Origin of the sequence: Microbacterium sp. NC79 (assembly GCF_019061125.1) — a bacterium.
Taxonomy (GTDB): domain Bacteria; phylum Actinomycetota; class Actinomycetes; order Actinomycetales; family Microbacteriaceae; genus Microbacterium.
Map to the genome: position 1 here is coordinate 2,138,716 of NZ_JAHQYI010000001.1, position 26,722 is coordinate 2,165,437.

At 61.8% G+C, this 26,722-nt stretch carries 25 protein-coding genes; 13 read left to right on the plus strand and 12 right to left on the minus strand.

Annotated features, from left to right (window positions below; translation table 11 throughout):
* Positions 1-17 precede the first annotated feature (17 nt).
* The 6 genes from KTJ77_RS09770 (at position 18) to KTJ77_RS09795 (ending at position 7,250) form a co-directional block, all read left to right on the plus strand.
* Entirely contained in the window at positions 18-644 is a 627-nt protein-coding gene (locus KTJ77_RS09770; RefSeq protein ID WP_217338193.1) for an ArsR family transcriptional regulator, read from the plus strand.
* 100 nt (positions 645-744) lie between these two features.
* Positions 745-2,157 carry a cytochrome ubiquinol oxidase subunit I gene (locus KTJ77_RS09775; RefSeq protein WP_217338194.1) on the plus strand — a complete coding sequence of 471 codons (1,413 nt, stop codon included), beginning with the start codon at positions 745-747 and terminating at the stop codon, positions 2,155-2,157.
* A gap of 12 nt (positions 2,158-2,169) precedes the next feature.
* Complete coding sequence (gene cydB / locus KTJ77_RS09780; protein WP_217338195.1) at positions 2,170-3,210, plus strand: cytochrome d ubiquinol oxidase subunit II; 1,041 nt, start codon at positions 2,170-2,172, stop codon at positions 3,208-3,210.
* A 72-nt stretch (positions 3,211-3,282) separates the two neighbouring features.
* Positions 3,283-4,866 (plus strand): thiol reductant ABC exporter subunit CydD, encoded by a 1,584-nt coding sequence (gene cydD / locus KTJ77_RS09785; protein ID WP_254367413.1) that lies wholly within the window; start codon positions 3,283-3,285, stop codon positions 4,864-4,866.
* Positions 4,863-6,518: a thiol reductant ABC exporter subunit CydC gene (gene cydC / locus KTJ77_RS09790; RefSeq protein WP_217338196.1), complete on the plus strand. Its 1,656-nt coding sequence runs from the start codon at positions 4,863-4,865 to the stop codon at positions 6,516-6,518. Before cydD ends, cydC begins: the two co-directional genes overlap by 4 nt.
* 69 nt (positions 6,519-6,587) lie before the next feature.
* On the plus strand, positions 6,588-7,250 hold the full coding sequence (locus KTJ77_RS09795; protein WP_217338197.1) for a thioredoxin domain-containing protein: 663 nt from the start codon (positions 6,588-6,590) through the stop codon (positions 7,248-7,250).
* A gap of 6 nt (positions 7,251-7,256) precedes the next feature.
* Here KTJ77_RS09795 and KTJ77_RS09800 read toward each other — a convergent pair whose 3' ends face one another.
* The 3 genes from KTJ77_RS09800 to KTJ77_RS09810 form a co-directional block, all read right to left on the minus strand.
* Positions 7,257-7,844 (minus strand): N-acetyltransferase, encoded by a 588-nt coding sequence (locus KTJ77_RS09800; RefSeq protein WP_217338198.1) that lies wholly within the window; start codon positions 7,842-7,844, stop codon positions 7,257-7,259.
* The gene (locus KTJ77_RS09805) at positions 7,804-8,376 is read right to left on the minus strand and encodes a phosphatase PAP2 family protein (RefSeq protein WP_367948886.1); all 573 of its coding nucleotides are present in this window, start codon (positions 8,374-8,376) and stop codon (positions 7,804-7,806) included. The genes KTJ77_RS09800 and KTJ77_RS09805 overlap by 41 nt, the downstream gene beginning before the upstream one ends.
* Positions 8,377-8,530: 154 nt before the next feature.
* Positions 8,531-9,790, minus strand: a complete 1,260-nt coding sequence (locus tag KTJ77_RS09810) for a multidrug effflux MFS transporter (RefSeq protein ID WP_217338438.1) — start codon at positions 9,788-9,790, stop codon at positions 8,531-8,533.
* A 378-nt stretch (positions 9,791-10,168) separates the two neighbouring features.
* Between KTJ77_RS09810 and KTJ77_RS09815 the strand changes: the two genes are divergently transcribed.
* Positions 10,169-10,870: a DUF3105 domain-containing protein gene (locus tag KTJ77_RS09815; RefSeq protein ID WP_217338199.1), complete on the plus strand. Its 702-nt coding sequence runs from the start codon at positions 10,169-10,171 to the stop codon at positions 10,868-10,870.
* On the plus strand, positions 10,867-11,565 hold the full coding sequence (locus KTJ77_RS09820) for a DUF305 domain-containing protein (RefSeq protein WP_367948887.1): 699 nt from the start codon (positions 10,867-10,869) through the stop codon (positions 11,563-11,565). Before KTJ77_RS09815 ends, KTJ77_RS09820 begins: the two co-directional genes overlap by 4 nt.
* A gap of 78 nt (positions 11,566-11,643) precedes the next feature.
* On the opposite strand, the gene KTJ77_RS09825 is transcribed toward KTJ77_RS09820, so the two are convergent.
* The 3 genes from KTJ77_RS09825 to KTJ77_RS09835 form a co-directional block, all read right to left on the minus strand.
* Positions 11,644-12,588 (minus strand): carbohydrate ABC transporter permease, encoded by a 945-nt coding sequence (locus tag KTJ77_RS09825; protein ID WP_254367749.1) that lies wholly within the window; start codon positions 12,586-12,588, stop codon positions 11,644-11,646.
* A 23-nt stretch (positions 12,589-12,611) separates the two neighbouring features.
* Positions 12,612-13,928 carry a carbohydrate ABC transporter permease gene (locus tag KTJ77_RS09830; protein ID WP_254367414.1) on the minus strand — a complete coding sequence of 439 codons (1,317 nt, stop codon included), beginning with the start codon at positions 13,926-13,928 and terminating at the stop codon, positions 12,612-12,614.
* Between the two features lie 105 nt (positions 13,929-14,033).
* Positions 14,034-15,374, minus strand: coding sequence for an ABC transporter substrate-binding protein (locus tag KTJ77_RS09835; RefSeq protein WP_217338202.1), 1,341 nt, complete (start codon positions 15,372-15,374; stop codon positions 14,034-14,036).
* Between the two features lie 263 nt (positions 15,375-15,637).
* Here KTJ77_RS09835 and KTJ77_RS09840 point away from each other — a divergent pair, with 263 nt between their 5' ends.
* Positions 15,638-16,657: a LacI family DNA-binding transcriptional regulator gene (locus tag KTJ77_RS09840; RefSeq protein ID WP_217338203.1), complete on the plus strand. Its 1,020-nt coding sequence runs from the start codon at positions 15,638-15,640 to the stop codon at positions 16,655-16,657.
* A 131-nt stretch (positions 16,658-16,788) separates the two neighbouring features.
* Here the strand turns inward: KTJ77_RS09840 and rplL are convergent, their stop codons facing one another.
* Positions 16,789-17,169 carry a 50S ribosomal protein L7/L12 gene (rplL, locus tag KTJ77_RS09845; RefSeq protein WP_217338204.1) on the minus strand — a complete coding sequence of 127 codons (381 nt, stop codon included), beginning with the start codon at positions 17,167-17,169 and terminating at the stop codon, positions 16,789-16,791.
* Between the two features lie 48 nt (positions 17,170-17,217).
* Positions 17,218-17,706 carry a 50S ribosomal protein L10 gene (gene rplJ, locus KTJ77_RS09850; protein ID WP_217338205.1) on the minus strand — a complete coding sequence of 163 codons (489 nt, stop codon included), beginning with the start codon at positions 17,704-17,706 and terminating at the stop codon, positions 17,218-17,220.
* A gap of 301 nt (positions 17,707-18,007) precedes the next feature.
* On the opposite strand from rplJ, the gene KTJ77_RS09855 reads away from it, so the two are divergent.
* On the plus strand, positions 18,008-18,652 hold the full coding sequence (locus KTJ77_RS09855) for a YqaJ viral recombinase family protein (protein WP_217338206.1): 645 nt from the start codon (positions 18,008-18,010) through the stop codon (positions 18,650-18,652).
* A 62-nt stretch (positions 18,653-18,714) separates the two neighbouring features.
* On the opposite strand, the gene KTJ77_RS09860 is transcribed toward KTJ77_RS09855, so the two are convergent.
* Positions 18,715-20,292, minus strand: a complete 1,578-nt coding sequence (locus tag KTJ77_RS09860) for a UDP-N-acetylmuramoyl-L-alanyl-D-glutamate--2,6-diaminopimelate ligase (protein WP_217338207.1) — start codon at positions 20,290-20,292, stop codon at positions 18,715-18,717.
* Between the two features lie 221 nt (positions 20,293-20,513).
* Here KTJ77_RS09860 and KTJ77_RS09865 point away from each other — a divergent pair, with 221 nt between their 5' ends.
* Together KTJ77_RS09865 and KTJ77_RS09870 are read left to right on the plus strand one after the other, a co-directional pair.
* Positions 20,514-22,250 (plus strand): MDR family MFS transporter, encoded by a 1,737-nt coding sequence (locus KTJ77_RS09865; protein WP_254367415.1) that lies wholly within the window; start codon positions 20,514-20,516, stop codon positions 22,248-22,250.
* On the plus strand, positions 22,247-22,756 hold the full coding sequence (locus tag KTJ77_RS09870) for a MarR family winged helix-turn-helix transcriptional regulator (protein WP_217338208.1): 510 nt from the start codon (positions 22,247-22,249) through the stop codon (positions 22,754-22,756). Before KTJ77_RS09865 ends, KTJ77_RS09870 begins: the two co-directional genes overlap by 4 nt.
* A gap of 65 nt (positions 22,757-22,821) precedes the next feature.
* Here KTJ77_RS09870 and trxA read toward each other — a convergent pair whose 3' ends face one another.
* The 3 genes from trxA to KTJ77_RS09885 all read right to left on the minus strand — a co-directional run bounded on the left by trxA (position 22,822) and on the right by KTJ77_RS09885 (position 25,968).
* Positions 22,822-23,205, minus strand: coding sequence for a thioredoxin (trxA, locus tag KTJ77_RS09875; RefSeq protein ID WP_217338209.1), 384 nt, complete (start codon positions 23,203-23,205; stop codon positions 22,822-22,824).
* Between the two features lie 82 nt (positions 23,206-23,287).
* The gene (locus KTJ77_RS09880; RefSeq protein WP_217338210.1) at positions 23,288-24,982 is read right to left on the minus strand and encodes an AMP-binding protein; all 1,695 of its coding nucleotides are present in this window, start codon (positions 24,980-24,982) and stop codon (positions 23,288-23,290) included.
* Positions 24,983-25,083: 101 nt separating this feature from the next.
* Positions 25,084-25,968, minus strand: coding sequence for a LysR family transcriptional regulator ArgP (locus KTJ77_RS09885; RefSeq protein ID WP_217338211.1), 885 nt, complete (start codon positions 25,966-25,968; stop codon positions 25,084-25,086).
* 93 nt (positions 25,969-26,061) lie between these two features.
* Here KTJ77_RS09885 and KTJ77_RS09890 point away from each other — a divergent pair, with 93 nt between their 5' ends.
* Positions 26,062-26,712, plus strand: a complete 651-nt coding sequence (locus KTJ77_RS09890) for a LysE/ArgO family amino acid transporter (RefSeq protein ID WP_254367416.1) — start codon at positions 26,062-26,064, stop codon at positions 26,710-26,712.
* Positions 26,713-26,722 lie beyond the last annotated feature (10 nt).

Consider the following 26,722-nt stretch of genomic DNA (forward strand, 5'->3'; position numbering starts at 1 on the left):
ATGCCGATAATAGAAGCATGGTGTCGTCTGCTGCCGGATACAGCGCGATTTCGAGCGAGTCGCGCGTTCAGATCCTTCATATGCTTCAGACCCGACCCCAGCGCACGATCGACGAGCTCGTCGAGTCGACCGGATTGCACGCAAACACGGTGCGCGAACACCTGCAGCGACTCACCGAAGACGGCTATGTCGTCTCTGAGACGGAACGACGCGAAACTCGCGGGCGCCCCCGCACGCTGTACAGCGCGGCCACGGGCACACCAGAGGCGAGTAGCCCGATCGCCGAGCGTAAGGTTCGAGAAGCCGCCAAGCGTGGCGACTTGATGCGCCGCGTCATGCCCGAAACCGATGACAGCGATCTCGACCATGATGAGCTTCACCAGATCGATGCTCTCGTTGAGAACCTCATCGACTCCGGGTTTGACCCGCTTGTTAACCCCAACGACCTCACGATTGACCTTTCACCGTGTGCGCATATGGGCACCCCAGGGCAAGAACCGAGTATGCGCTGCGCCGTGCATGTGACGCTCCTGCAATCGGTCGTCACCCAGGCAGGCGGCCCCCTCAACGTGGAAGGACTCCGCACCACCTGCAACCCGCAGGACTGCGTGATCCAGCTCCGCCGAGCGAACCCAGAAGCATAGCTTCTTATTCACGGCCACACCAGACACCATTTTTCGGCGCTGAGCGTACCGTGAAGGCATGTGCGACTGACCCGTGTCGCGCGTTCTCGGAGGCCCCAACATGGATCTACTCGACCCACTGGCTCTCGCCCGATGGCAATTCGGGTTGACGACCGTCTACCACTACCTCTTCGTGCCGCTCACAATCGGAATGGTGCTTGCCGTTGCGATTTTCCAAACGGCATGGGTACGAACCGGAAAGATTCACTACCTACACCTGACGCGATTCTTCGGAAAGATCTTCCTGATCAACTTCGCGATGGGTGTTGTCACCGGTATCGTGCAGGAGTTCCAGTTCGGTATGAACTGGTCAGACTACTCGCGCTTCGTGGGCGATATCTTCGGTGCTCCGCTGGCTTTTGAGGGTCTCATCGCGTTCTTCTTCGAAGCGACCTTCATTGGTCTGTGGATCTTCGGGTGGAACAAGTTGCCCGCCAAGATTCACCTGCTCACGATTTGGGCAACCGCCATTGGTTCCATCCTGTCGGCGTACTTCATCATCGCAGCCAACGCGTTCATGCAGAACCCGGTCGGCTACGAATTGAATGCTGAGACGGGTCGCGCCGAGCTCGTCGACTTCGGCGCTCTGATGACCAACCCGGTCGCCCTCGCCGCCTTCCCGCACACCATCTTCGCCGCTTTCATGTTCGCCGCCGGTGTCATCATTTCGGTGGCCGCGTGGCACATCTCCCGCGCACAGCACCTCGACTCGATGCGCACCGCGCTGCGCTTCGGCCTGTGGTTCATGATCATCTCGACCATCGGCGTCGTCATCACCGGTGACCAGCTGAGCCTCGCGATGTACGCCACGCAACCCATGAAGATGGCGGCCGCCGAAGCTACGTTCAACACCGCATGTGGCGCCGATGCTTCGTTCTCGCTGTTCACTCTGGGCACGCCAGACGGCAAGACGGAGCTGTTCTCGATCCGCGTTCCGTACCTGTTGTCGATCCTGTCGAACCACACGTTTGATGGCTGCGTGCACGGTATCAATGACCTGAACGCGGAATACGCACAGACGTACGCTGCGATGGGCATCGATAACTTCGCCCCGACCCTGTGGATCACCTACTGGGCATTCCGCTGGATGATCGCCCTCGGCATGGTGCACTGCCTCATCGCTATTGCTGGTCTGTGGGTCACCCGCAAGAAGGCCAAGAAGCCGGTCGCTCAGTGGATGTGGAAGGTCGCGATCTGGTCGTACCCGCTCAGCCTCCTCGCCTCGATCGTTGGCTGGATCTTCACCGAAATGGGTCGCCAGCCGTGGATCGTGTTCGGCCTGATGACCACGCGCGACGGTGTGAGCCCCGATGTTTCGGGTCTTGAGGTCTTGATCTCGCTCATCGCATTCACCGCCATCTACGCGGCCCTCGCGTTCGTCGAGTTCCGCCTCATCATTCGCACCGCGCAGAAGGGCCCGGACGAGACCGAACAAGCTGACGTCGATTCCAAGCCCGCCTCGGTCGTCTACTAAGAAAGGGACATCATGGATCTCAATACTCTCTGGTTCTGGATTGTCGCCTTCCTCTTCGTTGGCTACTTCGTTCTAGACGGCTTCGACTTCGGTGTCGGTATGTCGCTGCCGTTCCTCGGCAAAGACGACGTCTCGCGCCGCCAGATCATCAACACCATCGGCCCGGTGTGGGACCTCAACGAGACCTGGGTCATCGTTGCTGGCGCCTGCCTGTTCGCGTCGTTCCCTGAGTGGTACGCGACGCTGTTCAGCGGCTTCTATCTCCCGCTCCTGCTGATTCTGCTCGCGCTTATCCTGCGCGGTGTCTCGTTTGAGTACCGCCATCAGCGCCCTGATGCAGCGTGGCGTAACCGCTTCGACTGGATGATCATCATCGGCTCCGCCGTGCCGGCGTTGCTGTGGGGTGTGGCTTTCGCCAACATCGTGCAGGGCGTTCCGATGAATGCTGACCACCACTTCACCGGCAACCTGTTCACGCTGCTGAACCCGTACGGCCTGCTCGGTGGTGTCACGACGCTCATGCTGTTCTTCACGCACGGCGCGACGTTCATCGCGCTGAAGACCGACGGCGAACTGCGACAGAACGCACAGAAGCTGGCCCTGAAGTCGGGTCTGATCACGATCGTCGTCGCTGCAACCTTCCTGGTTTGGACCGTTGTCGCACACTTCTCGATCTGGGGTCTGATCCTGGCAGCACTCGCCGCCGTTTCGCTGATCGCCTCGGTGTTCGCCAACTGGCGTGGACGCGAAGGATGGGCATTCACCGCGGGAGCAGCAACGATTGCGTTCGCCGTGTTCGCACTGTTCGCATCGCTCTTCCCGAACGTCATGCCTTCCACGACCGACCCGGCTTTCAGCCTCGACATCTGGAACGCCTCCAGCACCGATTACACCCTCACCATCATGAGCTGGCTGGCTCTGATCTCCCTGCCGCTCGTACTCTTGTACCAGGGCTGGACGTACTGGGTCTTCCGCAAGCGCATCACCCGCGCTGACATCGAGGCAGCCCCACACCAGGTCGACGACACGACAGACGAGAAGGTCACCGCATAAGCGGAGTGCGTTCAAACGCACTGAGGTTAGATCATCAGCAAGAAAGCCCGTTCCGGGCCCGTTGACCCGCGGTTGCTGCGCCATGCGCGCAGTGCCCGCGGGTTCTTCGGCGCTCAGGCTGTTATTTCGCTCCTATCCACCGCCGCGATCATCGCCTTCGCCTGGCTGATCACACATGCCATCGTGGGTGCTGTGGAAGGCACCGGAACCATCGGTGCCGTGCTCGCGGTACTCACGCTGGTGGTCGTGGTGCGGGCTGCGATGGTGTGGGCGACCGAACGCGTCAGCGCTCGCGCCGCGGCCCGGGTCGGTTCGCAACTGCGCACCGCGCTCATCACGGCGATCTCAGCCCGTGGTTCCGCGTGGCTTGCATCGCAAAACTCCGCCCAGCTGACGCTGACCGCGACGCGCGGGCTGGGTGCTCTCGATGCGTACTTCGGGCGCTTTCTGCCTCAGCTCGTCGCGACCATGGTCACGACGCCGATTCTGGTGGCGGTGATGTGGCTGCAAGATTTCCCGACCGGCATCACGCTGCTGATCACGCTGCCACTCATTCCGCTGTTCATGATCCTAATCGGCCTTGCGACTCGCACCGTGCAGGAAAAGCAGTGGAACACGCTACAGAAGCTCGCAGTGCGCTTCGCTGACACCGTGCAGGGCCTCGCCACACTGCGAATCTTCGGCCGTGCTGAACGCGCCGCTGCCTCCGTCGAACGTTCCAGCAACGAGTACCGCGTCGCCACGATGAAGGTGCTGCGCGTCACGTTCCTCTCCGGCTTCGCGCTCGAGCTACTCTCCTCGCTGGCCGTCGCGCTGATCGCCGTGTCGGTGGGCCTGCGCCTGCTCAGCGGCGATCTCGAACTCAGCGTCGGATTGTTCGTCCTGTTGCTTGCACCCGACGCGTTCTTGCCATTGCGCCAGGTCGGCGCGCAGTTCCACGCCGCCACCGAGGGTGTGCAGGCAACACGCGACGTGCTCGATTTGCTTGATGAGGCAACGGTGGCCACCCCTCGTGTCGCGGCGAAACGCGGCGGCGAGCTCGTCCTCAGCAATGTGCGGGTGATGCGCGGCACGCACGAGCTGGCTCCCGTTTCGTTTGTCGCGGATCGCGGAACCATTACTGCCCTCGGTGGGGCAAGTGGCTCCGGCAAGTCGAGTGTTTTTGCCGCACTCCGCGGCGCGGCCCCGTTCAGCGGATCGTGCACATTCGGAGGCGTCTCGACCGCTGAAATGGATCCGTCCACATGGCTCGCGTGGGCTGGACAATCGCCCATGCTTTTCGCTGGCACTGTCGCGACGAACGTCACCCTCGGCTCGGTGACCGATGACGCGGTCATCACGTGGGCGCTACGCACGGCGGGCGCCGCAGAAATTACCGCCGATACTCGGATCGCAGCCGATGGTTCCGGTCTATCAGGAGGCCAAGCACAACGCGTCGCCGTCGCACGAGCGCTGTACCGCTGGCGGGTCGGTGCCGCCGATGTGATCGCCCTCGATGAACCCTCAAGCGCGCTCGACGCTGACGCGGAGGCCGTGCTGTGGGACGGCCTGCGCCAGGTCGCCGATGAGGGTGCCACGGTGCTGCTCATCTCACACCGGCCTTCCGCGTTTGCCATGGCGGACGCGATTGTCACGATGACGGAGGTGCACGCATGACCACCACGCGTGACGTGCTTCGGGCTGCAATGCCGAGCCGTAAGAAGTTCGCGCTCGCCCTGTTCTGGGGCTTTCTATCGGCATCGGCTGCCGTCGCCCTCCTGACCGTGAGCGGCTGGCTTATCGTGTCGGCAGCCATCGTCAACTCGCTCATCTACCTGAATGTCGCGATCGTGGGTGTGCGATTCTTCGCCACGTCACGCGCCGTTTTTCGCTACCTTGAGCGTCTGTCGAGCCACGAGGCCGCCTTCGGACACCTCGCGAAGAGCCGTTCGGATATCGTTCGTCGCCTCACTCCCCTCTCCCCTGCGGGTATGGGGCGCACCGAACAGTCGGGTGTGCTCGCAACGCTCGTTGACGATGTTGACGAACTGCAGAACCTGTCGCTACGTGTAGTACAACCGCTCGTCGTGGGAGCCGCTGTCTCCCTCGGCGCCATCGCTGTTGTGACGATCATCTGGCCTCTGGCCGGTCTCACCCTGTTCATCTGTCTGGCCGCTGCAACCGCCGTCGCAATCACGCTGGGGTGGGCGGCAGGTGCGCGCGCCGAGCGTTCGATCGCGGCCGCCCGCGCGCGGCTCTCGCACGCCGTCACCGCGTACATTCAGGGCTTCGATGTGCTGAGCGCTTACGGCACAGAGCCCGACGCACGCGAGCACGTGTTCGCTGCGGATACCGAGCTGCGCACGGCGCTCACGCGAGCCACAAGCGCACAGGGTATTTCCTCCGCCGTGGTCTCGTTGATGGCTGGGCTCGCGTCGATCATGGCACTCGCCGTCGGCACCCCCGCCGTCCTGGCTGGCACGCTTGACCCGGCGTGGTTCGCCGTCACCGTGCTTGTTCCGATGGCCGTCTTCGATGTCTTCGCCACGGTTCCGGCCGCCGCGAGCGCCTGGCGCCTCGTGCACACCAGCGCCGAGCGTATCGCCGCGGTGGTCCCCGATGAGATTCCCGCTGAGCTTGTTGTGGACGAGGGTTCCGGTGCGCAGCCGTCAGGCACGGCAATTCAGCTCCGAGGCGCATCGGTGTCATGGCCTGGAGGGCCCGACATCTTGCGCGGAGCTGACCTCGACATCGCGCCAGGCGAGCGGGTGCTGATTACCGGGTCAAGCGGAACCGGTAAGTCGACTCTGGCGTACGCGTTGGCCCGCTTCTTGGAGGTACGCGGCGCGTTCACGATCGGCGGCACCGACGCCTCCGGCCTCTCCCCCGCAGGCGTACGCACGCGCGTTGGCCTGTGCGAACAGAATCCCTACCTGTTTGATGAAGACATTCGGCAGAACCTGCTGTTCGCCCGCGATACCGCGACCGACGACGAGCTCTTCACCGTGCTCGAGCGGGTGGGTCTTGCCGATTGGGCGCGCGCTCGTGGCGGCCTGGATGCACGCGTTGGTGAGCGTGGGGCACTTGTGTCAGGCGGTCAGGCCCAGCGTATTGCGCTCGCCCGCGCCCTGCTACGCGGTTTTGATGTGCTGATTCTGGATGAGCCAACGGCAGGAGTAGACGGCGATACCTCCGATGCGTTGCTCACCGACCTCTTGACCGCTGCCGGTGATGACAATCGCACGGTGGTGTTGATCTCCCACGTCGCGCCGCCCGCTGGGCTCATCAATCGCACGCTTCGCCTGCGGGATGGCAAGCTCGTCGCCTAGGCAGCACGTAGCACAGCACTTGCATAGGGCTCCCGGAGTTCTTCCACCCGAGGTTCCTACGATGAGGGCGTGAAGACTCCCGTGAAAGTCGCGCTTGCTACCGGTGTTGTTATTCTCCTGGCGTTGGCCGCTGCCCTGGGCTATGTGCTGACCCAGCGCACCGACGATGTGCAGCCGGATGACGCGCAGAGCACTGCCCAGGTGATGCGGGAAGACTCTCACGTTCTCGATGCCGGCGGCGCTGGTTCCGTCCGCATCGTCGAGTTCTTGGACTTCGAATGTGAAGTATGCGCCGCGTTCTACCCGATCGTTGAAGACCTGCGTGACGAGTACGCTGGCCGCATCACATACGTCGTGCGCTACCTGCCCCTACCGGGGCACGAGAACTCCGCAACGTCAGCGCTCGCAGCGCAGGCGGCGGCCGAGCAGGGACGATTCGAAGACATGTATCACCTGCTGCTGAGCAGGCAGGCCGAGTGGGGCGAAGTCACCCAGTCGCAGAGCCCCATCTTCCGTGGGTACGCTGAGGAGCTCGGCCTCGACATGGACGCGTACGATGCCAGTGTCACCAGCACCGCAAGCCTCGAGCGGGTCAAGGCTGACTTCGATGAGGCCACAGCGCTCGGTGTGACCGGGGCGCCAACGTTCTTCGTCGATGACAAGCAACTTGTGCTGCGCGATTTTGATGATCTTGAAGCCGCCATCGTCGACGCGCTCGACGATGGCAAATAGATACGGTCAGAGGAGCATGCCGTAGGCGGCGCCACCCTCAGACTCAAGTTGCTCGAAGCCCAGCTTCTCGTAGAAGCGCTGAGCGTTCTCGTTGTCGAGTGACGCGACAAGATGCAATCCGCGCACGCGCTCCTCACGAAGTTGCGCGAGGAGTGCCTCGATCAGCGTGCGTCCCCATCCCCCGCCGCGCAGATCATCAAGCAGGTTGATGTGCAGATGCGCGGGATACTGCGACGCGAATCGAGCCGCATCATCACGGCGGCGCGTGAGACCGTTGATGAGGTTCAACGTGCCTTCGTCGGCCCCGCCGCGGTAAGCGGCGTCGCGCTCAGGCCACCACGAGTCGATGAACCACTCTTCGAACGCCGTCGTGTCCGGGGTTGCAACGAGGTAGCCTTTTGCCCCGTCACCGTCATCGACGACCCATGCCCAGTGCGGATCCCGCACCGCATACGGAACCGCGTAGATGTCGCCGAGGATCCGGTCGTCACTGAACCGGCCGGTTGCGTCGTGCCCGGATGCGCCAGTCAATAGGCAGATTTGGGTGAGGGCGTCAGCGTCTCGGGGTTCGTACCGCCGCAGTGTGGCGCTCATGATCTTCTCTCTCCAGCCGTGCGGAAAACGCACCAAGCATGATCAGGGCGGCACCGGTTCCGATCACCACCCCCGCCATCGTATCGGTGAGCCAATGCGCCCCCAGATAGGTACGGGACAGCGCCATCGCGACGATCCACATGACGCCAACAATGATCATCCACGTCTTCCGAATCAGGATGATCAGCACCACCATCAGAGTGGTGGCGTTCGTGACGTGCCCAGAAGGGAAAGACCCAAAGTCACTCGTCACCAAAATCTCCTCGGGCCGGGCGCGCGCAAAAAGCGTTTTCATGGTCTGCACAAGGGCCACGGAAAACAACGAGGCTGCGACGAAGTACGCGATCGCCCACCAGCGCTGAAGCAGCGCCAGCAGCACGATCACCGTCATCGGCACCGCCACCACCGCGCGCCATCCGCCGCCCAGCCAGTCGAGGAATTCGGCGGCTGCGGTGAGCGGCTCAATGCGCGCGGCGGCCATGAGCGCCATCCACCCGCGGTCGACGACGTTCACGGTGCCGATGGCGGTCACGATCAATCCGATCGCAATGCCGACACACACAAGCGCGACACCCCAGAGCGAGGTTTTCATGGCGCGGGTAAGGCTCATTCGACCATTGTGTCGATCAGCCGCCGTTTTCGCGAGCCGACCCGCACCGGAACCCGTAGTTCCGCTCAGGCAGCGTCTACGGGTTAAGCAGACCCACGGTGCGCGGACGCACCAGAGTCCACAGCGCAATGATGCCGATGACCGCGCAGCCCACCATCACGACCGCCATCGTCGTCGCGGTGATCGCCGAGCCTGCGGAAAGCAAACCAACCAGCGGCGAAATGAGGGCAGCGACCGCGTTGTTGCTCGCGCCCAGCAGGGAGGCCGCGGTACCTGCGGCGCTGCCGTGGCGATCGAGCGCGAGCACCTGCACGCAGGGGAAGGTGAAACCACACGCCATCATGAAGAAGAACAGTGGAACCACGGTGCCCCAGAGGCCGAGATCGAGGGCATCCGTGATGAGAATAGCGATGCCCGAGACGAGCAGCATCACCGTTGACCATGCCAGTACCCATTGCGGACCGAAACGTGCAGCCAATCGCGCCGAGGTTTGGTTTCCGATGATGAGACCGACGGAGTTGATCGCGAACAGCAGGCCGTACTGCAACGCAGTGAAGTCATAGGTGACTTGGAAGAGGAAGCTGGACGCGCTCAGGTAGCTGAACAGGCCAGAGAACGTCATGCCACCGATAATCAGCACACCTACGTACACGCGGTCGCTGAGCACGCTCTTGTAGCGGCGGAGAACTGTCTCGCTGCCTTTACCCTGGCGACGCTCCTTGGGGAGTGTTTCTGGCAGGAAAAAGATCGAGCAGATCACCATGAAGAGGCCGTACCCAAGGAGCACCCAGAAGATGCCGCGCCAGTCCATGTGCTCCAGAAGCCACGAGCCGATGAGCGGCGCAATGACGGGAGCCACACCCATGACGAGGGCGAGGCGCGACAACATGATGACCAGGCGCTTGCCGCCAAAGAGGTCGCGCACAATGGCCATCGCCACGACGCTGCCTGCCGCAGCACCCATGCCCTGAATGACACGTGCGGCACCAAGAATCTCGAGGGTCGGCGCAATCGCAGCGACAAGGCTCGCGACAATGTGCAGGGATGTCGCGACGAGCAGTGGCGTGCGTCGCCCGACCTTGTCGGTGAGGGGGCCGACGATAATCTGCCCGAGTCCAAAACCCAGCATGGTTCCGGTCAGCGTCAGCTGAATTGCCGAAGCGGATGTCGAGAAATAGCCCTCAAGCACCGGAAAGGCAGGCAAATAGAGGTCCACGGTGAACGGACCGAGTGCCGTCAGCGCGCCAAGCAGAAGCACATAAAGCAGGCGGCGACGGGCCGAAAGCGCGTCACCCGGGTGCAGCATGATCGGCGCCGTCTGCGGGTTTGAGCCCATCGCCCTGATCGCACCGGTGGAGGTGGGAACCACAATCGCACCGGTGTGCGTTGCGGCGCCCGCCCGCGTCGTAGCGTCAAGCGGAACCTCCGCGCGTTCCGTCACATCAGTGCCAGTGTCAGGAGGAACGACGGAACCAGCAGATTGGTCAGCAGGGTCGTGGGGGTCTTGCGGGGCAGAAGTTGATGTGCTCACGATGGCTTTCAGCTGATCAGTTTCGAAACGATTCGACGTGCGGCGTGCTGCTTAATGTTACTCCTGTTCATACGGGAGGCGCGTGGGTCTCGCATTACCATGACCGAGAACCCTAGGCTCGGCAGGAGCCGGATTTCTGTCTTTTCCCAGCGAGAGTTCTATCCATTCGCATACGATGACGCCATGGCCAAGACTCCCCACCGTGCGAGCGGAAACCCCGCTAAGAATAACGGCGCAATGAATGCTCAATCTCAGAAGCAGCAACGTCAGGACGAACGTCAGGCCAAACTCGCTGAGTACCAGCGCAACATTGCCCGGCGCAAGCGCAACAAGGCCCTAACTTGGGTCATCAGTGGCGTGGCCGTAATTGCCGTCGCCGGACTCGTCGTCGGCTCCTACCTCATGACGCCGAAACCGGTCACGTATGAGATTGCGAACGGCTCGTTGACGATCGAAGGCGTTGAAACATTCGATCATGAGACGCTTCACACCGAAGATCCGGTGGAGTACGAACAGACACCGCCTGCCGGTGGCCCGCACTCCTACCGCTGGCTCACCTGTGGGGTCTATGACGAACCTGTCGCCGACGTCAACGCCGTACACAGCATGGAACACGGTGCGGTTTGGGTGACGTATGACCCCGCACAGGTTACCGCTGAAGATATCCAAACACTCAAGAGCATGACCCCCGACACGTACGCGATCCTCAGTCCGTACGAAGGTATGGAAACCCCGATCACGATGAGTGCGTGGAACGCACAGCTGGCGCTCGACAGCGTCGACGACAAGCGCATCACCGAGTTCTTCAAGAACTACTGGCGCAGCAATCAGGTTCCCGAGCCTGGCGCACTGTGCGTCGAGCCGCAGGGCGGTTGGCCGGCGTGACCGACTCGTCGATCGACGATCTCAATCTCCCTACGGAGCCACCGACTCCGCGATGGCAGAAGATCTTGGGCATCACCGTAGCCGCGGTGACGATTGCGGCGGCGGCCTTCGCGATCGGACGCTTCTCCGCCTTCGACTCCACCCCTGCAGCCCAGGTTCCGCTCGACTCCTCCGCCGAGGCGGGCTTCGCTCGCGACATGCAGACGCATCACCAGCAGGCGGTGCAGATGGCGATGATCATCTACCCGAAGACAGAAGACGCCGACCTCCGCGCCATCGCGTACGACATTGCGACAGCGCAGTCAGCGCAACTCGGCCAAATGCAACAGTGGCTCATCGACTGGAACCTGCCGGCGTACGGCTCGGCCCCGGCGATGCAGTGGATGGCGTCCAGCGGCGATCACAGTGGCCACGGCGACCCATCGCTGACGGCGGAAGAGCGGAATACTCAGATGGGCATGGCCACCGACGCACAGCTCGACGAGTTGGCCGCGGCCTCTGGCACGCAAGCGGACTGCAAGTTTCTTGCGCTCATGATTCGTCATCACGAGGGCGCGATCGACATGGTTGATGCGATTGAAGACGTCGGAACCAATGCGAACGTTCTCGATCTCGCTGGCAAGATGGCGGCGACTCAGACGAGTGAGATCTCCGCCATGCAGACCTTGCAGACGCGCTTCGGGTGCGCTGAATAGGCACGACCACAAGGGTGAGGGACTCGTGACGAATTCACGAGTCCCTCACCCTTTTTGTCACCCCTTCGTGGTTCCGCCCTACCCCTTCGTTGCTCCGGCGAGCAGGCCACGCACGAAGAAGCGTTGCAGGGCGAAGAACACAATCAACGGCACGATGATCGCGATAAACGCACCGGCCGATTGCAGGTACCACTTGTCTCCCCAGCTGCCGGAGAGCGAGTTCAAGGTTTGCGTCAGCGGCAGCGACGTGTCTGGCGCGAAGATTGTCGCGACGAGCAGGTCGTTCCACACCCACAAGAACTGGAAGATGCCGAACGACGCGATGGCAGGCATTGCGAGCGGCAGGATGATCCGGAAGAACACCTGGCCGTGACCGGCTCCGTCCACACGCGCCGCTTCAATGACCTCATTCGGAATCTCCGCGATGAAGTTGTGCAGCATGAAGATCGCCAACGGCAGCGCAAAGATCGCGTGCGCGATCCACACGGTCGCAAAGCTGTGATCAGCGTCGCGCAGGGCAAGCCCGGGGAAGATCGTCACATCGTTAATCGTGAGCCCGCGCGAGAACAGCGACAGCAGCGGAACCAGTGCCATCTGAATCGGCACGATCTGTAGGGCGAAGACAAAGACGAACAGCCCGTTGCGCCCCTTGAACGGAATCCACGCAAAACCGTATGCCGCAAGCGACGCGATGGCAATCGGGATGATCGTCGCCGGAATCGAAATAGCGAGGGAGTTGATGAAACTCTCCCCCAGCGTCAGCGAGGTTCCGCCCGCTGTCAGCGCCGAGAAGTAGTTATCGAGCGTGAAGTTGGGGTTGGTGAAGGCCGTCCACCAGCCGGTGGTCGAGGACTCGGAACCAGGACGGAACGACGTCACCAACAACCCGAAAGTCGGGATGCTCCAGAAGATCGCGATGATGACCGCGGCAATCGTCGCGCCCTTGGAGGTGAGCCGCTTCTGTGCGGACTTTTCGTTGCGTCGCGTTTCGCGCTCGATGTCACGAGCGGAGCGATTGTCCATGACGATCGTCGTTGTCGCACTCATCAGCGGATCTCCCTTTGCTTCGTGAGCTGTCTCGCGTTGAAGATGATCAACGGCAGCACGAACAAGAACAGCACAACGGCGAGAGCCGACGAGTGCCCGTAGCTCTGGAAGCGCTGTTGCTGGTTGACCATCTCAAAACCAAGCACTGTGGTGTCCGCTCGACCACCGGTCATCACGGCGACGATGTCGTAGACCTTGAGGGACATGATCGTGATGGTCGTCAAGACCACGATGAGCGAGCCTCGAATGCCTGGCACCGTGACGTTCGTAAAGCGTTCCCACGAGTTGGCGCCATCGAGGGCCGCCGCCTCGGTCTGTTCCGTCGGCACCGCCTTAATGGCCGCGGAGAGGATCACCATAGCGAAGCCCGTCTGGGTCCAGATGAATACGATCAGCAAGAACAGGGTGTTCCAGATTGGTCGGGCATCAAGCCAGCTCACCGGATCACCACCGAAGGCCGTCACGATGGCGTTCAGGAGACCAATCTGCTCCCCCTGGCGTACGTCGTACATGAACTTCCAGATGATGCCTGCACCGACGAACGAAATGGCGACGGGCATGAAGACCAAGACCTTCAACACCTTTTCGCCACGAGCGCGGTCAATGAACACCGCATAAGCGAGACCGATCGCCGTGGAGATCGTGGGCGCGAGCAGCGCCCAGATCAAGGTGTTAATGATCGACCAGGTGCCCTCGGGGTTGGTCAGCACCCACTCGTAGTTCTCGAGACCGACGAAGTTCGCACCGCTCTTGTCGAAGAAGGACTGCACGACGGTGGAGATGGCCGGGTAGATCAGGCCGATGCCGAGCAGAATTGCCGCAGGCGCCATGAACAGCATGAGCTGGAACAGGTAGCCGGACCCCTGGCGGGCGCGGAGATCTGCGAAGAACAGCAGACCACCGGTTGCCAGTGCAATCGCCACGACATAGAGCAACGCGTTCGCATACGGCCGTAGCAGCATGAAGGCGATAAAGGGGATCGCGAAGGTTGCAACCAGACGAATCCAGAAGTAGACCTTGCCTCGTCGAGGCGCATACTCCACGAGCAGCAGAATTAACCCGATAACGACCCCGAATGCGAGCAACACGATCGGGATCTGCACGAGCGGCTGCATATCGCCGAGCCACTGGAAGAAGGCGTTGAGTGAGAAGCCGAGCGTTCGTGGATTCGCGTCGGGGTTGGGCGTGCTCATCAGAAGAGCGACGATCAACCCGATAATCAGCAGGAATCCGCCGATCACACCGACGGCGGTCATCTTCGTGTTGTACTCGCCTGATTTCGCGAGTGGTTCGGTAGCGAGACTATGAGACATCATTACCCCTTCTGAGCGCATCATTGAACTCGAAGCCAGCCGGAGACGGGTGAGGGGCCGGGGCAAAAATGCCTCGACCCCTCCTGAATCTCTGGCGTGACGACCAGACTAGTTCTTAAAACCAGCTTGGATGTCGCTCAGAACCTGATCAGTGCTCTTTCCGTCGACCCAGCTGACCATTCCCTTCCAGAAGGATCCGGAACCAACGGTTGCGGGCATCAGGTCGGAAGCGTCGAAACGCACGACCGTCGTGTCGTCCTGCAGAACCTTCATAGCTTCCGTCAGGAACTCGCTCGATGCCTTCGACGGGTCAGCGTTCTTGTTAGCCGAGATCGCACCGCCGAGTGCGACGCGAGCGTCAGCAAACTCCTTAGTAGCCATGAACTCCACAACGGCCTGCGTTGCCGCATCGTCGCTGAAGGCGACAACGAACTCGCCACCGACCTCAACCTGCAGCTCGCCTTCCGTCATGCCAGGCATGATGAACGCGTAAAGGTCACCGTCGGGCGCAATGACCGGGGTCTCGCCAGACTCGGTCTTGGTCTCCAGGAGGTTGGCCGTCAGGAACGAGCCCTGGTGCGTCAGCGCGCACGTGCCCTCAGCAAGCTTCGCTGCCACGTCGCCGAAAGCGGTGGTGTTAATGCTCTTGACGTCACCGAAGCCAGCGTTGACGTAATCCGGATTAAGAATGATCTCGCCGACGGCGTCGAAAGCGCTCTTAATCTCAGGGTCGGTGAATTTCACGTCACCCGAGATCCACTTGTCGTACACCTCAGCACCAGACTGGCGAAGCACAAGGTCTTCAATCCAGTCGGTTCCGGGCCAGCCGGAGGCCTCACCTGAAGCGAACCCAACACACCACGGCGCGGCGTTCGTCTTCTCCTGAATCGTTTTCGTCAGGTTGAGCATTTCATCCCATGTCTTGGGAACCTCCACGCCCCATTCCTCGAACTGCGCAGGCGAGTAGAAGATGTAGCCCTTGACGTTCGCGAGCATCGGGGCCGCGTAGAATGTGCCGTCTACGGTTCCGTAGCCCTTCCAGTCCGCCGACCAGTTTTCATCGACGAGCTTCTCAACGGCTTCGGGTGCCGGCTTTGCTTCGCCGGTTCCGATCAGCGTGTTCAACAGACCGGGCTGCGGAACAATCGCAATGTCAGGGGCGGATCCGCCGTCAACCTTAGTGACAATGTTGCCTTCAAAGCCCTTGTCACCGGTGTAGTCGACCTGGATGCCCGTGTCTTTCTCAAACTGCGCGAAGGCTTCGTTCAGCGCATCGGCCTCGGTACCGGTGATGCCACCGGAAATCTTGACCGTTTCGCCTTCAAGCGAACCACCCTCGCCGGGTGCTGCGCCGCCATCTTCTGACTCGGCGCAACCAGCAAGTGTAAGGGCAGCGATGCTGGCGACGGCAAGGCCAACCAGCAAACGACGTCGGGTACGGACAGCCATGTCGATTCCTTTCCAGCGCGAGGAGCTCTTCCTTGCGCTCCCGGCTCCTGTAAGGAACCGCTTCCAGCAGAATCTATTGATTGTTGCCCCGGAGCGCAAGGGTTCAAGTGATCACGACTCGATAACCTCTTGATATGTAATTGGGAGCGCTCCCGTAGCGAATACGCACGCTCTCGCACGCTCGGTACCACCTGGAACCGGTTCCACATATTGGCTGCTTTTCACCTATGCTGAGACCTACTGCGCACCGATGGGAGAGCCGAATGAGCGGAATCGCCGATGTGGCACGCCGAGCAGGGGTATCGAAGTCCACAGCTTCACGCGCCCTCACAGGCAGCGGCTACGTTTCTGCCGAGACGCGTCAACGGGTGCGTGCCGCCGCCGATGCACTCGGGTATGTCCCCTCCACGCATGCGGTCTCACTTGCGACTGGCAAAACACGCACCATCGGCGTGATCGTTCCACATGTGACACGGTGGTACTTCGGCGAAGTAGTTGACGGCATCCAAAGTGCCCTCATTTCGCACGATCTCGATTGCGCCCTGTTCTCCGCAGAGCCGGGGTCGGCGCACCGCCAACGCATGTTCGACACCTACCTCGGGCGCAGGCGATTCGATGGGCTCATTACCGTCGGCATCGAGCCATCCGCGCGCGAACTGGAGCGCATCGCGGAGCTCGGCAAGCCGCTCGTCACGATCGGCAGCTATGACGCAGGCGCCAGCGCTGTTTCGATCGATGACTTCGACGCCGCGCATCGTGCCACCGAACACCTCATCGGGCTCGGCCACACGAACATCACTTTCGTCGGCGGTGCGCCGGAAAACGATGAGCATAGCTTTGGCGATACCCGACGGATCCTCGGTTACCGGGCTGCCATGGCAAAGTCCGGGCTCGCAGAGCACGCGAGGCACGTCCCCTGTGACGTCGATATGCCTGACGGTTATGCCACCGCCGTCGATTTTCTCAGCTCGTCACGTGTACGCCCGACGGCCATTGTCGCGGTATGCGACGAGGTTGCCATCGGCGTCATCATTGCCGCACGCCGCCAGGGCGTCGGTGTGCCCAATGACCTCAGCGTCATCGGTATTGACGACCACGCACACGCCGAAATGTTCTCCTTGACGACCCTGCGCCAGAACCCGCGCGAACAGGGAGAGACGGCGGTTGAGCTCCTGAATCGGCTCATCGCAGAGCCGGCGAGCTCGCCTGAGCGCGTGTGGGCACCAGCCACCATGATCATCCGCAATTCGACTGCGGCACCTCCGGATCACGCACGCGCGTAGGTTCTACTCCCCTGGTTCCGCTCCCCTGGTTCCGGTGCCGGAGTCCACTCTCACGACACACAGAGACGTGCCGGAAAAGGACACAGGGCCCCGGGAAAACCCGGAGCCCTGTGTAAAACGCGAAAGCGTGATTACTTAACGGTAACCGTTGCGCCAGCCTCTTCGAGGGCCGTCTTGGCCTTCTCAGCAGCTTCCTTGTTTGCGCCCTCAAGAACAGCCTTGGGTGCACCGTCGACGACAGCCTTAGCCTCGCCGAGGCCGAGCGAGGTGAGCTCGCGAACGACCTTGATGACCTGGATCTTCTTGTCGCCAGCTGCCTCGAGAATAACGTCGAACGAGTCCTTCTCTTCCTCAGCCTCTGCAGCGCCAGCGCCAGCTGCGCCTGCAACTGCAACGGGAGCAGCAGCGGTAACGTCAAACTTCTCTTCGAAAGCCTTGACGAACTCGCTCAGTTCAACGAGGGTCAGGCCGGCGAACTGCTCGAGCAGCTCCTCAGTGGTGAGCTTAGCCATGGTGGTATCTCCTAGATAAATGTGGATTGTCGAAGAATCGGGGGCTGCTTACGCAGCTTCGGCCGACTCCAGCTTTTCGCGAAGAGCGTCGATGGTGGCTGCTGCCTTGCCCATCGTTGCCTTCATCATGCCCGCAGCCTTCGCAAGCAGAACCTCACGGCTCTCGAGCGAGGCGTACTTGTTGACCTCGTCAGCGGTGAGAGCATTACCCTCAAACACGCCGCCCTTGATCACGAGAAGCGGGTTTGCCTTGGCAAAGTCACGCATAGCCTTCGCGGTGGCGACGAAGTCACCGTGCACGAATGCGATTGCCGACGGACCCTTGAGGTCGTCGTCAAGCGACGTGATTCCTGCCTTGTTGGCAGCAATCTTGGTCAGCGTGTTCTTCACCACGGCGTACTCAGCGTCCTGGCGGATAGCCGTACGCAGCTGCTTGAGCTGGGCTACCGTCAGACCGCGGTACTCGGTCAGCAGGACGGCGTTGGAGTTCTCGAAGTTCTTCGTGAGCTCAACGACCGATGCATCCTTCTGCGCCATGGTCACTCCTTGATGTGTACATAACACCGCGCGGGTGCGGGGTGTCTGCCTTGACCTCACCACAACAAAAAAGCTCCGGCGCAAGCGCACGGAGCAAAATCTTCAGAAGATAATTCGTGTCACCTGCGTGGGCCTCTGCTGAGCAGTGCTTCGATTGCCATGTGAACATGACAATGACCGACGGTCTTTGGCTTCGTTAAGAATAACCCACCCGAACCGCCACACCAAATCCGGCCAGCCGATTACGGCGACCCACGCACGCAAGGCTCATGGCCGCATTAAAGAGGCGTAGCCTCGAGGAGTGACTCCCGAACTTGCTGCCCGAATTGTTGCGGACTCTCGTGACAGGGTGGCGTGGGTTCGAGCCCGCTCGCGCGGTATCACCGCGACGGATGTCGCGACGCTCAGTTCAGCCGCGTCGATTCAGCGGGCCGCCACCGCGAAGCTCGGTGGCGGCGCACGGTTCAGCGGCAACGCTTACACCGACCATGGTCGCCGCCGCGAACCCGAGATCGCAAGCTGGATGGCGGCGACGCACGGCATCATGTCGTCGTCTGCGCTCTTCCACGCCGAGATCGAGAAGCGTCACCTCGCGACGCCCGATGGCATCAAGCAGGATACTGCGGGCCGCATCACGCTGGCCGAGATCAAGACGACAAACAAGCCGTTCCGCTCAATTCCACGCAACTACCTGCGCCAGATCTGGTGGCAGCAACACGTCCTTGGCGCTGAGCGCACTCTGTTCGTGTGGGAAGAGCACGAGAATTTTGTGCCTCTGCACGACGAGCCAAAGTGCCAGTGGGTCGACCGTGACGATACGGAGATTGCCAAGCTCGTGGGTCTCGCAACGAACCTCATCGACGAGCTTTACATCCGCACGACGGGCAACGTGGTCGCGCCTCGCACCCCGCGCGAGCAGTTCCGCGCTCTCGCCCTCGCCGATTAAACGCCACCTCAACGAATCATTTGCGGCGCACTGAGCCGCGGAACCTCGAGCGAAGTAACGGGTTAGCGTTGCGTTGATTGCGCGACGGCTTTGCGCACTTCTTCTCGATCGTCGATGTCAATCAGAGCGCCAGCGATGTCTTGCACCGTCTCGTGGCCGCGACCAGCGATCACGACAATGTCTTCGGGGGCGGCCAGGTCAATCGCCGCAGCAATCGCGTCAGCCCGGGGGAAAATCTCCAGCACCTCGCGCCCTTCACGGCGTTCCGCGACGGCACCCTCAAGCACCTGCGCCCGAATGGAGGCCGCGTCTTCGGTGTGCGGGTCGTCGTCGGTGACGATTGCGATGTCTGCGTATCTGGCAGCAATCTCACCCATCGATGCGCGTTTGATGGCGTCGCGCTCCCCCGCCGCACCGAACACCAAAATGACGCGCCCTGTCGAGGTCTGCACGGTTTCGAGCATGCGCATCAGACCACCGGGGTTGTGCGCGAAATCGACGTATACGGTGGGCGACGTGTTTACGACTTCCATGCGGCCGGGAACGCCCTGCGACAGCGGTCGATCGTTCGATGACACCGCCGCCGAAACAGCAGCAACGTCATATCCTGCTTCCAGCACCATGGTGAGGGCGAGTGCCGCGTTTGAAACGTTGAATCGGCCGGGAAGCCCAACGACGGCAGACAACGAACGCCCATCACGGTGCGTCAGCGTAAAGACGTGCCCGAAGCCTTCTGGACGCACGTCCGTGACGCTCCAGTGACCGCGGTGGGCGCCATCGGTGCTGAGAGTGACAACGTCGACGCCCGCTTCCTGCGCCATACGCTCACCCCACTCGTCGTCAATGACGACAACCGCACGGCTGACAAGTTCAGGCTGAAAAAGCGCGAGCTTCGCTTCGAAGTACGCGTCCATCGTGCCGTGCAGGTCGAGGTGGTCAGGCGACAGGTTCGTAAACCCAGCGACGGCAAACTGAAGACCGGCCGTGCGTTGGAAGACCATCGAGTGTGACGAGACCTCCATCACGGCGGCGCCAACATTACTCTCGGCCATGCGAGCCATCAGGCCGTGCAGTTGCGGCGCTTCCGGAGTGGTCATCGTCGACGGCACGTAATCGTCACCGATCGTGATGCCAATGGTTCCAATCGTCCCCATACCGACGCCCAGCGCCCGCAGCAGCGATGAAACCATGAATGTCGTGGTGGTTTTGCCGTTCGTTCCGGTGACACCGAAAAGCTGGGGCTGATGCGCTGCAGTGTCGTAGACCGCGGCGCTGACAACGCCCAGCTGGCCACGAGCGTCGTCGGCAATGATCGCCGCAATGCCGGCATCATGCGCCAGCGCATAACCGGCAGAATCCGTGTACACCGCGCGCGCACCACGTTCCAGCGCCGCGCGGATGAACTGTGCTCCGTGCACGTGTGCACCAGGAAGAGCAGCGTAGAGGTCGCCAGGCAAAACCGATCGTGAATCGAGCGATACGCCCGTCACCTGAACGGCGTCATCACCGCTCAATCGCACGCCAGGAAGTTGGCTCGCGATGTCTTTGAGCGAAATCGGAACCACGTGCTGAGGTCGAAAGTGCCGCTCTCGATCGACTGCCGTCGCGAAAGCATCACGCGGTTCTTCAACGAGCGCCAACTTCGTCCCATCTATCGCCCTTTTGAGGCGCCCAAGAAACGCCAACAACAAGGATTCAGCCTACTCCTGTCCCCGGCGGATTCCTGAGAGCCTTTGAGCGCTTCCCCAGGCAACGAGGCTCGCTGGGCGTTTCCTATGGATGAGAAATTAGTTGATCTTTGTCAACATTCCTGAGGTATTGTTGACTTTACTCAACTAATGAATGGCGAAGACACCCACTAATGACGTCAATTGCAACTCCTCCGCAGATGAGCCGGAGGCAGGTGCTCGAAGCACTTTCGGGCCTCCTTCTTGGCATGTTCGTTTCGATGATTGCTGGCACCGTGGTCTCCACGTCGCTGCCCGTCATTGTGCACGATCTTGGCGGTGACCAAACCGCCTTCACCTGGGTTATCACCGCAACCCTCTTGACGACGGCCATCTCAACCCCGATCTGGGGAAAGCTTGCCGATCTTTTCAACCGCAAGCTGCTGATTCAGATTGCCCTCGTCCTGTTCGTTGTCGCCAGCGCGGTTGCCGGTTTCTCCGAGTCGGCATCGGCGTTGATTGCTGCGCGAGCCGTGCAGGGCATCGGTGCCGGTGGCCTGGCTGCGCTCAGCCAGATCATCATGGCCGACATCATCAGCCCGCGTGAGCGCGGCAGATATGCCGGCCTCTTCGGTGCTGTCATGGCCCTGGCCACGGTCGGCGGCCCGCTCCTCGGCGGCCTGATTACCGACACTCTCGGCTGGCGCTGGAATTTCTTCGTCGCCGTTCCATTCGCCATTGCCGCCCTCATCATGTTGCAGCTCACACTGCACTTGCCTCGATTGCCGCAGCGGCGTGTGCGTATCGATTACTTCGGCATCGTGTTGTTGTCCGTGTCGGTATCGCTGCTGCTTATTTGGGTCACAATGGGCGGCTCGCAGTTCGAATGGGACAGCCTCACGTCGATCCTGATGGGCGGTGGCGCAGGCGTCGGTATCATCGCCTTCGTTATCGTCGAAATCTTCGTCAAGGAGCCCCTGGTTCCGATGTCGCTGTTCCGCAACCGCACGTTCACGCTCTCCGTCATCGCCTCGATCGCCACCGGTCTGGCGATGTTCGGTATGTCGGTTTACCTCAGCCAGTACATGCAGATGTCGCGCGGCGCATCGCCCACCGAGGCGGGTCTGATGACGTTGCCGATGATCGGCGGACTGCTCATCTCCAGTATCGTGGTCGGCCAGCTGATTAGCCGCTTTGGCAAGTTCAAGATCTACATGGTGGTCGGCTCAATCATGCTGCTGGCGGGCTCTTTCCTGCTCACCACAATCCACTACGACACCAACTTCGGGCTGCTATCCCTCTACATGTTCTTGGCAGGTGCAGGCGTCGGCATGACGATGCAGAACCTGGTGCTCGTCGTGCAAAACACCGCGAAACCGTCGGAGATGGGAGTCGCATCTTCTGGTGTCGCTTTCTTCCGCTCGGTCGGTGGCACCGTGGGCGTCTCGGTCATGGGCGCCATGCTCGCGTCGAAGTTGCTGGAGTTGTTTGGAACCAATGCTGCCGCTTTGAAGAAGGCTGCAGCTGCGGCTGGCACCAAGGGCCGCGAAGCGCTGGAAGGCTTGAGCACGGGCACGATACCCGAGGTACGACTGCTGCCTGCCGGCATTCGTGAAATCGTTGAAGACTCGTATGCGCAGGCCATTGCGTTCTCGTTCTGGATCGCGGTTCCGCTCGCTCTCATCGCACTCATTGCCATCATCGTGCTCCCCAATGTGCCGCTCGGACACTTGACGACGTCCGAGCGCTTGGCAGAAGACGAAGCCTCACTCGCCGCCGTCAGCGGCAATGTGTCAACCGCGACCGGTTCCATCTACCTCCCCGACGTCGCGGACACCGCGGCGGCAACGACAACGGAACCGACGGAACCGCAGGTTCACCCGGCGACGGACGCGCACGCCGCGGGCCGCTCCGCGCGGAGCAGCTCATGATGACAAACGACACTCCGGATCCGTTCGAAGCCGCCATTCGGCAGCTCGAAAGTGAGTTCACCCACCTGATGGGGCACATTCGCCGCTCGTTCCGCGACAATGCGAACCGTGTCTCCCCCGGGATGCTGGTGGGCACCTACAAGGTGCTGACGTTTCTGGCATCGGATGGTCCATTAACGGCATCCGACATTGCGGAAAGGCTGATGCTCGACAAGGGGCATCTCAGCCGCATGATCAAAGACCTCGACGAGCGTGGCTTTGTGCATCGGGAGGCAGACCCCACCGATAAACGGGCGACCCTGCTGTCCGTCAGTGAGGCTGGTCGCGAGCGGTTTAGCGCCGCACGCCGCTCCACCCGCGAGGGCTTGACTGCGGCTCTCGGCGGCTTTGATCCAGCCGACATTGACACGGCCTCCAACGTCTTGCGCGCGCTGCACCAGCACCAGTGGCCGACCGCAGAGGGCCAAGCCACGACCGCGGCCGGACAGCCGTCAACAGCCGAATAGGGCAAACGTCGAAGGGGCTCGCCTGGCATTAGTGCCTGGCGAGCCCCTTCGGGTTCAGCGAGTGATTACGCTTGAGCGTTCTCCTGCGCGGCCTGCTGCTCGGCGATCTGACGACGAACGTCGTCCATGTCGAGACCCTTGACCGCGGTGATGACCTGCTCGAGGCCCTCAGCGGGAAGTGCGCCTGGCTGCGAGAACACCAGAATGTTGTCGCGGAACGCCATCAGCGTCGGAATCGAGGTGATCTGGAAGGCACCGGCGAGCTGCTGCTCAGCCTCGGTGTCAACCTTGCCAAACACCACGTCGGTGTGCGTCGTCGAAGCCTGATCGTAGATCGGCGCAAACATGCGGCACGGACCGCACCATGATGCCCAGAAGTCGACGAGCACAATGTCGTTGTCGGTAATGGTCGACTCGAAGTCGGCCATGGTCAAGTCGCGAGTAGCCATATTTCAACGGTACCGGCGTTCTGCTGAGTATGGGCAGTGTTCGGCATCAGCGAAACCGCACACTAATGCCTTACGCAACCGGTCAGCCGCGCAGTGCGTCGTCGCGGTATTCGTCGCCCGTCCGGCCGTCGGCGTATCGCTCACGCTCGCGGGCGCGCAGCTCGGCGCGACGAATCTTGCCTGAAATTGTCTTCGGCAACTCGGCAAACTCCACGCGGCGCACGCGTTGCCACGGCTGCAGGTTTTCTCGTGCATACCGCAAGATTGCCATCGCGGTTTCTTCGCTGGCCTCCCACCCTGCCGCGAGCGCGACGAATGCCTTCGGCACCGCGTGGCGGTCGGGGTCGGGTGCCGGAACCACGGCAGATTCTGCGACAGCCGGGTGCTCAAGCAGGACGGATTCGACTTCAAACGGGCTGATCTTGTAGTCAGATGCTTTGAAGACGTCGTCGGTGCGACCGACGTAGCTCACGACGCCGTCAGCATCGCGCGATGCAATGTCACCGGTGTGGAAGAACCCGCCGCGGCACGCTTCGGCCGTCTTCTCTGGGTCTCCCACGTATTCGGTCATGAGGGCGAGCGGCTTCTTCGACAGATCGAGGCACAGTTCGCCCTCGCCGATGCCGTCGACAATTTGGTTAGTCTCCGGGTCAACAAGTACCGAAGGCACACCGGGCAGCGCCATGCCCATCGACCCGGGTTTCACCGGACGCCCAGGAGTGTTACCAACCTGTGCGGTTGTCTCGGTCATGCCGTAGCCATCGCGAATCGGCAGGCCCCACGCACGCTGCACCTGTGCGATGACCTCGGGGTTAAGCGGCTCCCCCGCACCGATCGCCTCGCGCAAGTCTTGCGGCTTGGTTCCGAGGTCTGCCTTAATGAGCAGTCGCCACACCGTCGGCGGCGCACACAGCGACGTCACGCGCTGCTCGCGCAGCTGCTGCAAGAATTCGCCTGCTTCGAAGCGGTGATAGTTGTACGCGAGGATGGTCGCCTCGGCGATCCACGGCGTAAAGAATGACGACCAGGCATGCTTCCCCCACCCCGGCGATGAGACGTTCAAGTGCACGTCACCCGGTTGCAGTCCGAGCCAGTACATCGTCGACAGATGCCCAACCGGATACGACACCTGCGTGTGTTCCACCAGCTTCGGCCGCTGCGTGGTTCCGGAGGTGAAGTACAACAGCAGGCGGTCATTCGGCGCGGTTTCGGGGTGCGTCGCTGCCGGAGCCGGCGCGGCGTGTGCATCGCCCAGTGCGTGCCATCCGTCGCGCGGCGTCGTGCAGATGCGCAGGTAGTCGCCCGGAACCTCGTCAAATTTGGGCGCGTCTTCGGCGTTGCAAATCACGGCGCGGGCACGGCCACGCTCGACACGGTCGGCAAGGTCGGTGGGGCCAGCGGCTGTGGCCGTCGGCATGAGCACGCCACCGAGTTTGATGACGCCGAGCATTGTCGTCCACAGCTCGATCTGGTTGTTCAGCATGAGGATGACCGAATCACCCTTACCGATGCCGATGCTCGTGAGGTACGCCACCATCTCATCGGAGCGCTTCGCCAGCTCGTCGAACGTGTAGCGCTCGTCTGGCACGCCCTCGGCTGCAATGATCAGTGCGGTTCTGTCATTGCCGCGGGCCATGGCGTCGAACCAATCGATGCCCCAGTTGAAACGGCTCCCGACATCCGGAAACACAAACTCCGCGTTCGCTCGTTCATGCTCACCGCGTAAAGCCAACAGTTGATCGCGGGCTTCGCGGTACGAGGTGATCGCGTCCGTCATGGTTCCTCCGCCTCCGGCGCCTCGGATGACGCACGGGGTGCCTCCCAGACTATGCCCGTTGACATGACTCAGTGTGCATATGCGTCGTCGGCGGGCCCGCGCTAGTCCAAGACGGCGCGGGCGTGCTCAAGCACCGCCTGCGCAACCTCATCAAGAAGCGCCGATCGCATGTTCCACTGTTGCCAGTAGAGCGGAACCTCAACGTGCGAGTCATCGAGGGGGTGCAGGCGCCCAGCGGCGATCCCCTCATCCATTTGAAACGGGAGGAGCTGCCCCCAGCCGAGCCCCATACGAATGGCGTCGGCGAAGTCACTTGACGCAGGAACGCGGTGTCGCGGCGGCTTCGTCGGGTCAATCCCCCTGGCCACGAGCCAGCGTGTTTGTAGGTCGTCGCGGCGATCGAAGTCGACGAGCGGCGCACGTTCAAGCGCCTCGTTGGAGACACCGTCGGCGAACCAGCGGTCGCGAAATCGGGTGGCAGCGATGGGGGTGTATCGCATAGAACCGAGCGGAACCACGCGGCAGCCGGCGATCGGGTCGCTGCGGCTCGTGACGGCTGCGACGACAATCCCCTGTTCGAGGAGTCGTTCGGTGAAGTCTTGATCGTCGCGGTGCAGGTCAAACGTCACGGGCAGTCGCTCGGCCAGCTCGATCAGGGGTGGAAGCATCCATGTGCTGAGCGAATCGGAGTTGACGGCGATCGGCAGGCTCGTCGGCGTGGTGGCATTACCCATGCCGAGCGCGGCAACGGCATCACGTTCGAGGTGGGCGAGCTGTCGCGCGAAACGAATAACCGCTTCGCCTGCCTCGGTGGCACGCACCGGTCGTGATCGCACCAGAAGCACCTGACCGGTGAGGGATTCGAGGGCGCGAATGCGTTGGCTGACAGCGGGCTGGCTGATGCCGAGCACGACCGCCGCGCCCTCCATCGTGCCCTCATCAACGACGGCGGCCAACGTGAGGGCATGATCCGGTGCGATGCGCATGTGCGGTCCTCTCCAAGCCAACTATAAGAAATACTAATGCTCACGAAGGTTTCACTATTGGACGTTCTTCTCAGGCTCTCCCAGACTGAACCCATGTCGTTCCTCGTTGGCCTGGGCATCGGGCTTTCCCTCATCATCGCGATCGGTGCACAAAACGCGTTCGTCCTACGCCAGGGCGTGCGTCGCGAGCATGTCTTCGCGGTAGCCCTCGTGTGCGCCACGTCAGACGCCATCCTGATTCTGTTGGGTGTTGCAGGCGTCGGTGTTGCTCTGCAGGCTGCCCCCTGGCTCATCGTGATTGCCCGCTGGGCAGGTGTCGCTTTTCTTGTGACATACGCGACCCTGGCGCTGCGTCGGGCACTCAAACCCGGCGATACCGGGCTCGTCGCCGCACCGGACTCGGCGGCAAACCAGGGTGCGCCGCCGCATGGTTCCGGCCCCCGCACCGCCCAAAAGACGCTGATGAGCACGGTTGTCGCAACGCTTGCGATTACCTGGCTCAACCCGCACGTCTACCTCGACACGATCGTGTTTCTGGGATCGGTTGCCCAGACGCAGGACGACGGTCGTTGGCTGTTCGCGTTTGGTGCTTTCACCGGTAGCTTTGTCTGGTTCTTCGCGCTCGCCTATGGGGCGCGCTACCTCGGCCGGTTCTTGAACAGCGCCCGCTCCTGGCAGGTCTTAGACATCGTGATCGCGATCTTCATGCTGATCATCGCGGGTGTGCTCGCGTTCGGCGGCTAACCGCGATCGG

Coding starts and splice junctions, on each gene's coding strand:
- KTJ77_RS09800 (WP_217338198.1), bottom strand. CDS start 7,844: ATGAGCGCCACACTGCGGCGGTACGAACCCCGAGACGCTGACGCCCTC.
- KTJ77_RS09770 (WP_217338193.1), top strand. CDS start 18: ATGGTGTCGTCTGCTGCCGGATACAGCGCGATTTCGAGCGAGTCGCGC.
- KTJ77_RS09885 (WP_217338211.1), bottom strand. CDS start 25,968: ATGCGCATCGCACCGGATCATGCCCTCACGTTGGCCGCCGTCGTTGAT.
- rplJ (WP_217338205.1), bottom strand. CDS start 17,706: ATGGCGCAGAAGGATGCATCGGTCGTTGAGCTCACGAAGAACTTCGAG.
- KTJ77_RS09815 (WP_217338199.1), top strand. CDS start 10,169: ATGGCCAAGACTCCCCACCGTGCGAGCGGAAACCCCGCTAAGAATAAC.
- KTJ77_RS09880 (WP_217338210.1), bottom strand. CDS start 24,982: ATGACGGACGCGATCACCTCGTACCGCGAAGCCCGCGATCAACTGTTG.
- KTJ77_RS09865 (WP_254367415.1), top strand. CDS start 20,514: ATGACGTCAATTGCAACTCCTCCGCAGATGAGCCGGAGGCAGGTGCTC.
- cydC (WP_217338196.1), top strand. CDS start 4,863: ATGACCACCACGCGTGACGTGCTTCGGGCTGCAATGCCGAGCCGTAAG.
- KTJ77_RS09890 (WP_254367416.1), top strand. CDS start 26,062: ATGTCGTTCCTCGTTGGCCTGGGCATCGGGCTTTCCCTCATCATCGCG.
- KTJ77_RS09810 (WP_217338438.1), bottom strand. CDS start 9,790: ATGGGCTCAAACCCGCAGACGGCGCCGATCATGCTGCACCCGGGTGAC.
- KTJ77_RS09775 (WP_217338194.1), top strand. CDS start 745: ATGGATCTACTCGACCCACTGGCTCTCGCCCGATGGCAATTCGGGTTG.
- KTJ77_RS09840 (WP_217338203.1), top strand. CDS start 15,638: ATGAGCGGAATCGCCGATGTGGCACGCCGAGCAGGGGTATCGAAGTCC.
- cydB (WP_217338195.1), top strand. CDS start 2,170: ATGGATCTCAATACTCTCTGGTTCTGGATTGTCGCCTTCCTCTTCGTT.
- KTJ77_RS09825 (WP_254367749.1), bottom strand. CDS start 12,588: ATGGACAATCGCTCCGCTCGTGACATCGAGCGCGAAACGCGACGCAAC.
- KTJ77_RS09870 (WP_217338208.1), top strand. CDS start 22,247: ATGATGACAAACGACACTCCGGATCCGTTCGAAGCCGCCATTCGGCAG.
- KTJ77_RS09830 (WP_254367414.1), bottom strand. CDS start 13,928: ATGATGTCTCATAGTCTCGCTACCGAACCACTCGCGAAATCAGGCGAG.
- rplL (WP_217338204.1), bottom strand. CDS start 17,169: ATGGCTAAGCTCACCACTGAGGAGCTGCTCGAGCAGTTCGCCGGCCTG.
- trxA (WP_217338209.1), bottom strand. CDS start 23,205: ATGGCTACTCGCGACTTGACCATGGCCGACTTCGAGTCGACCATTACC.
- KTJ77_RS09835 (WP_217338202.1), bottom strand. CDS start 15,374: ATGGCTGTCCGTACCCGACGTCGTTTGCTGGTTGGCCTTGCCGTCGCC.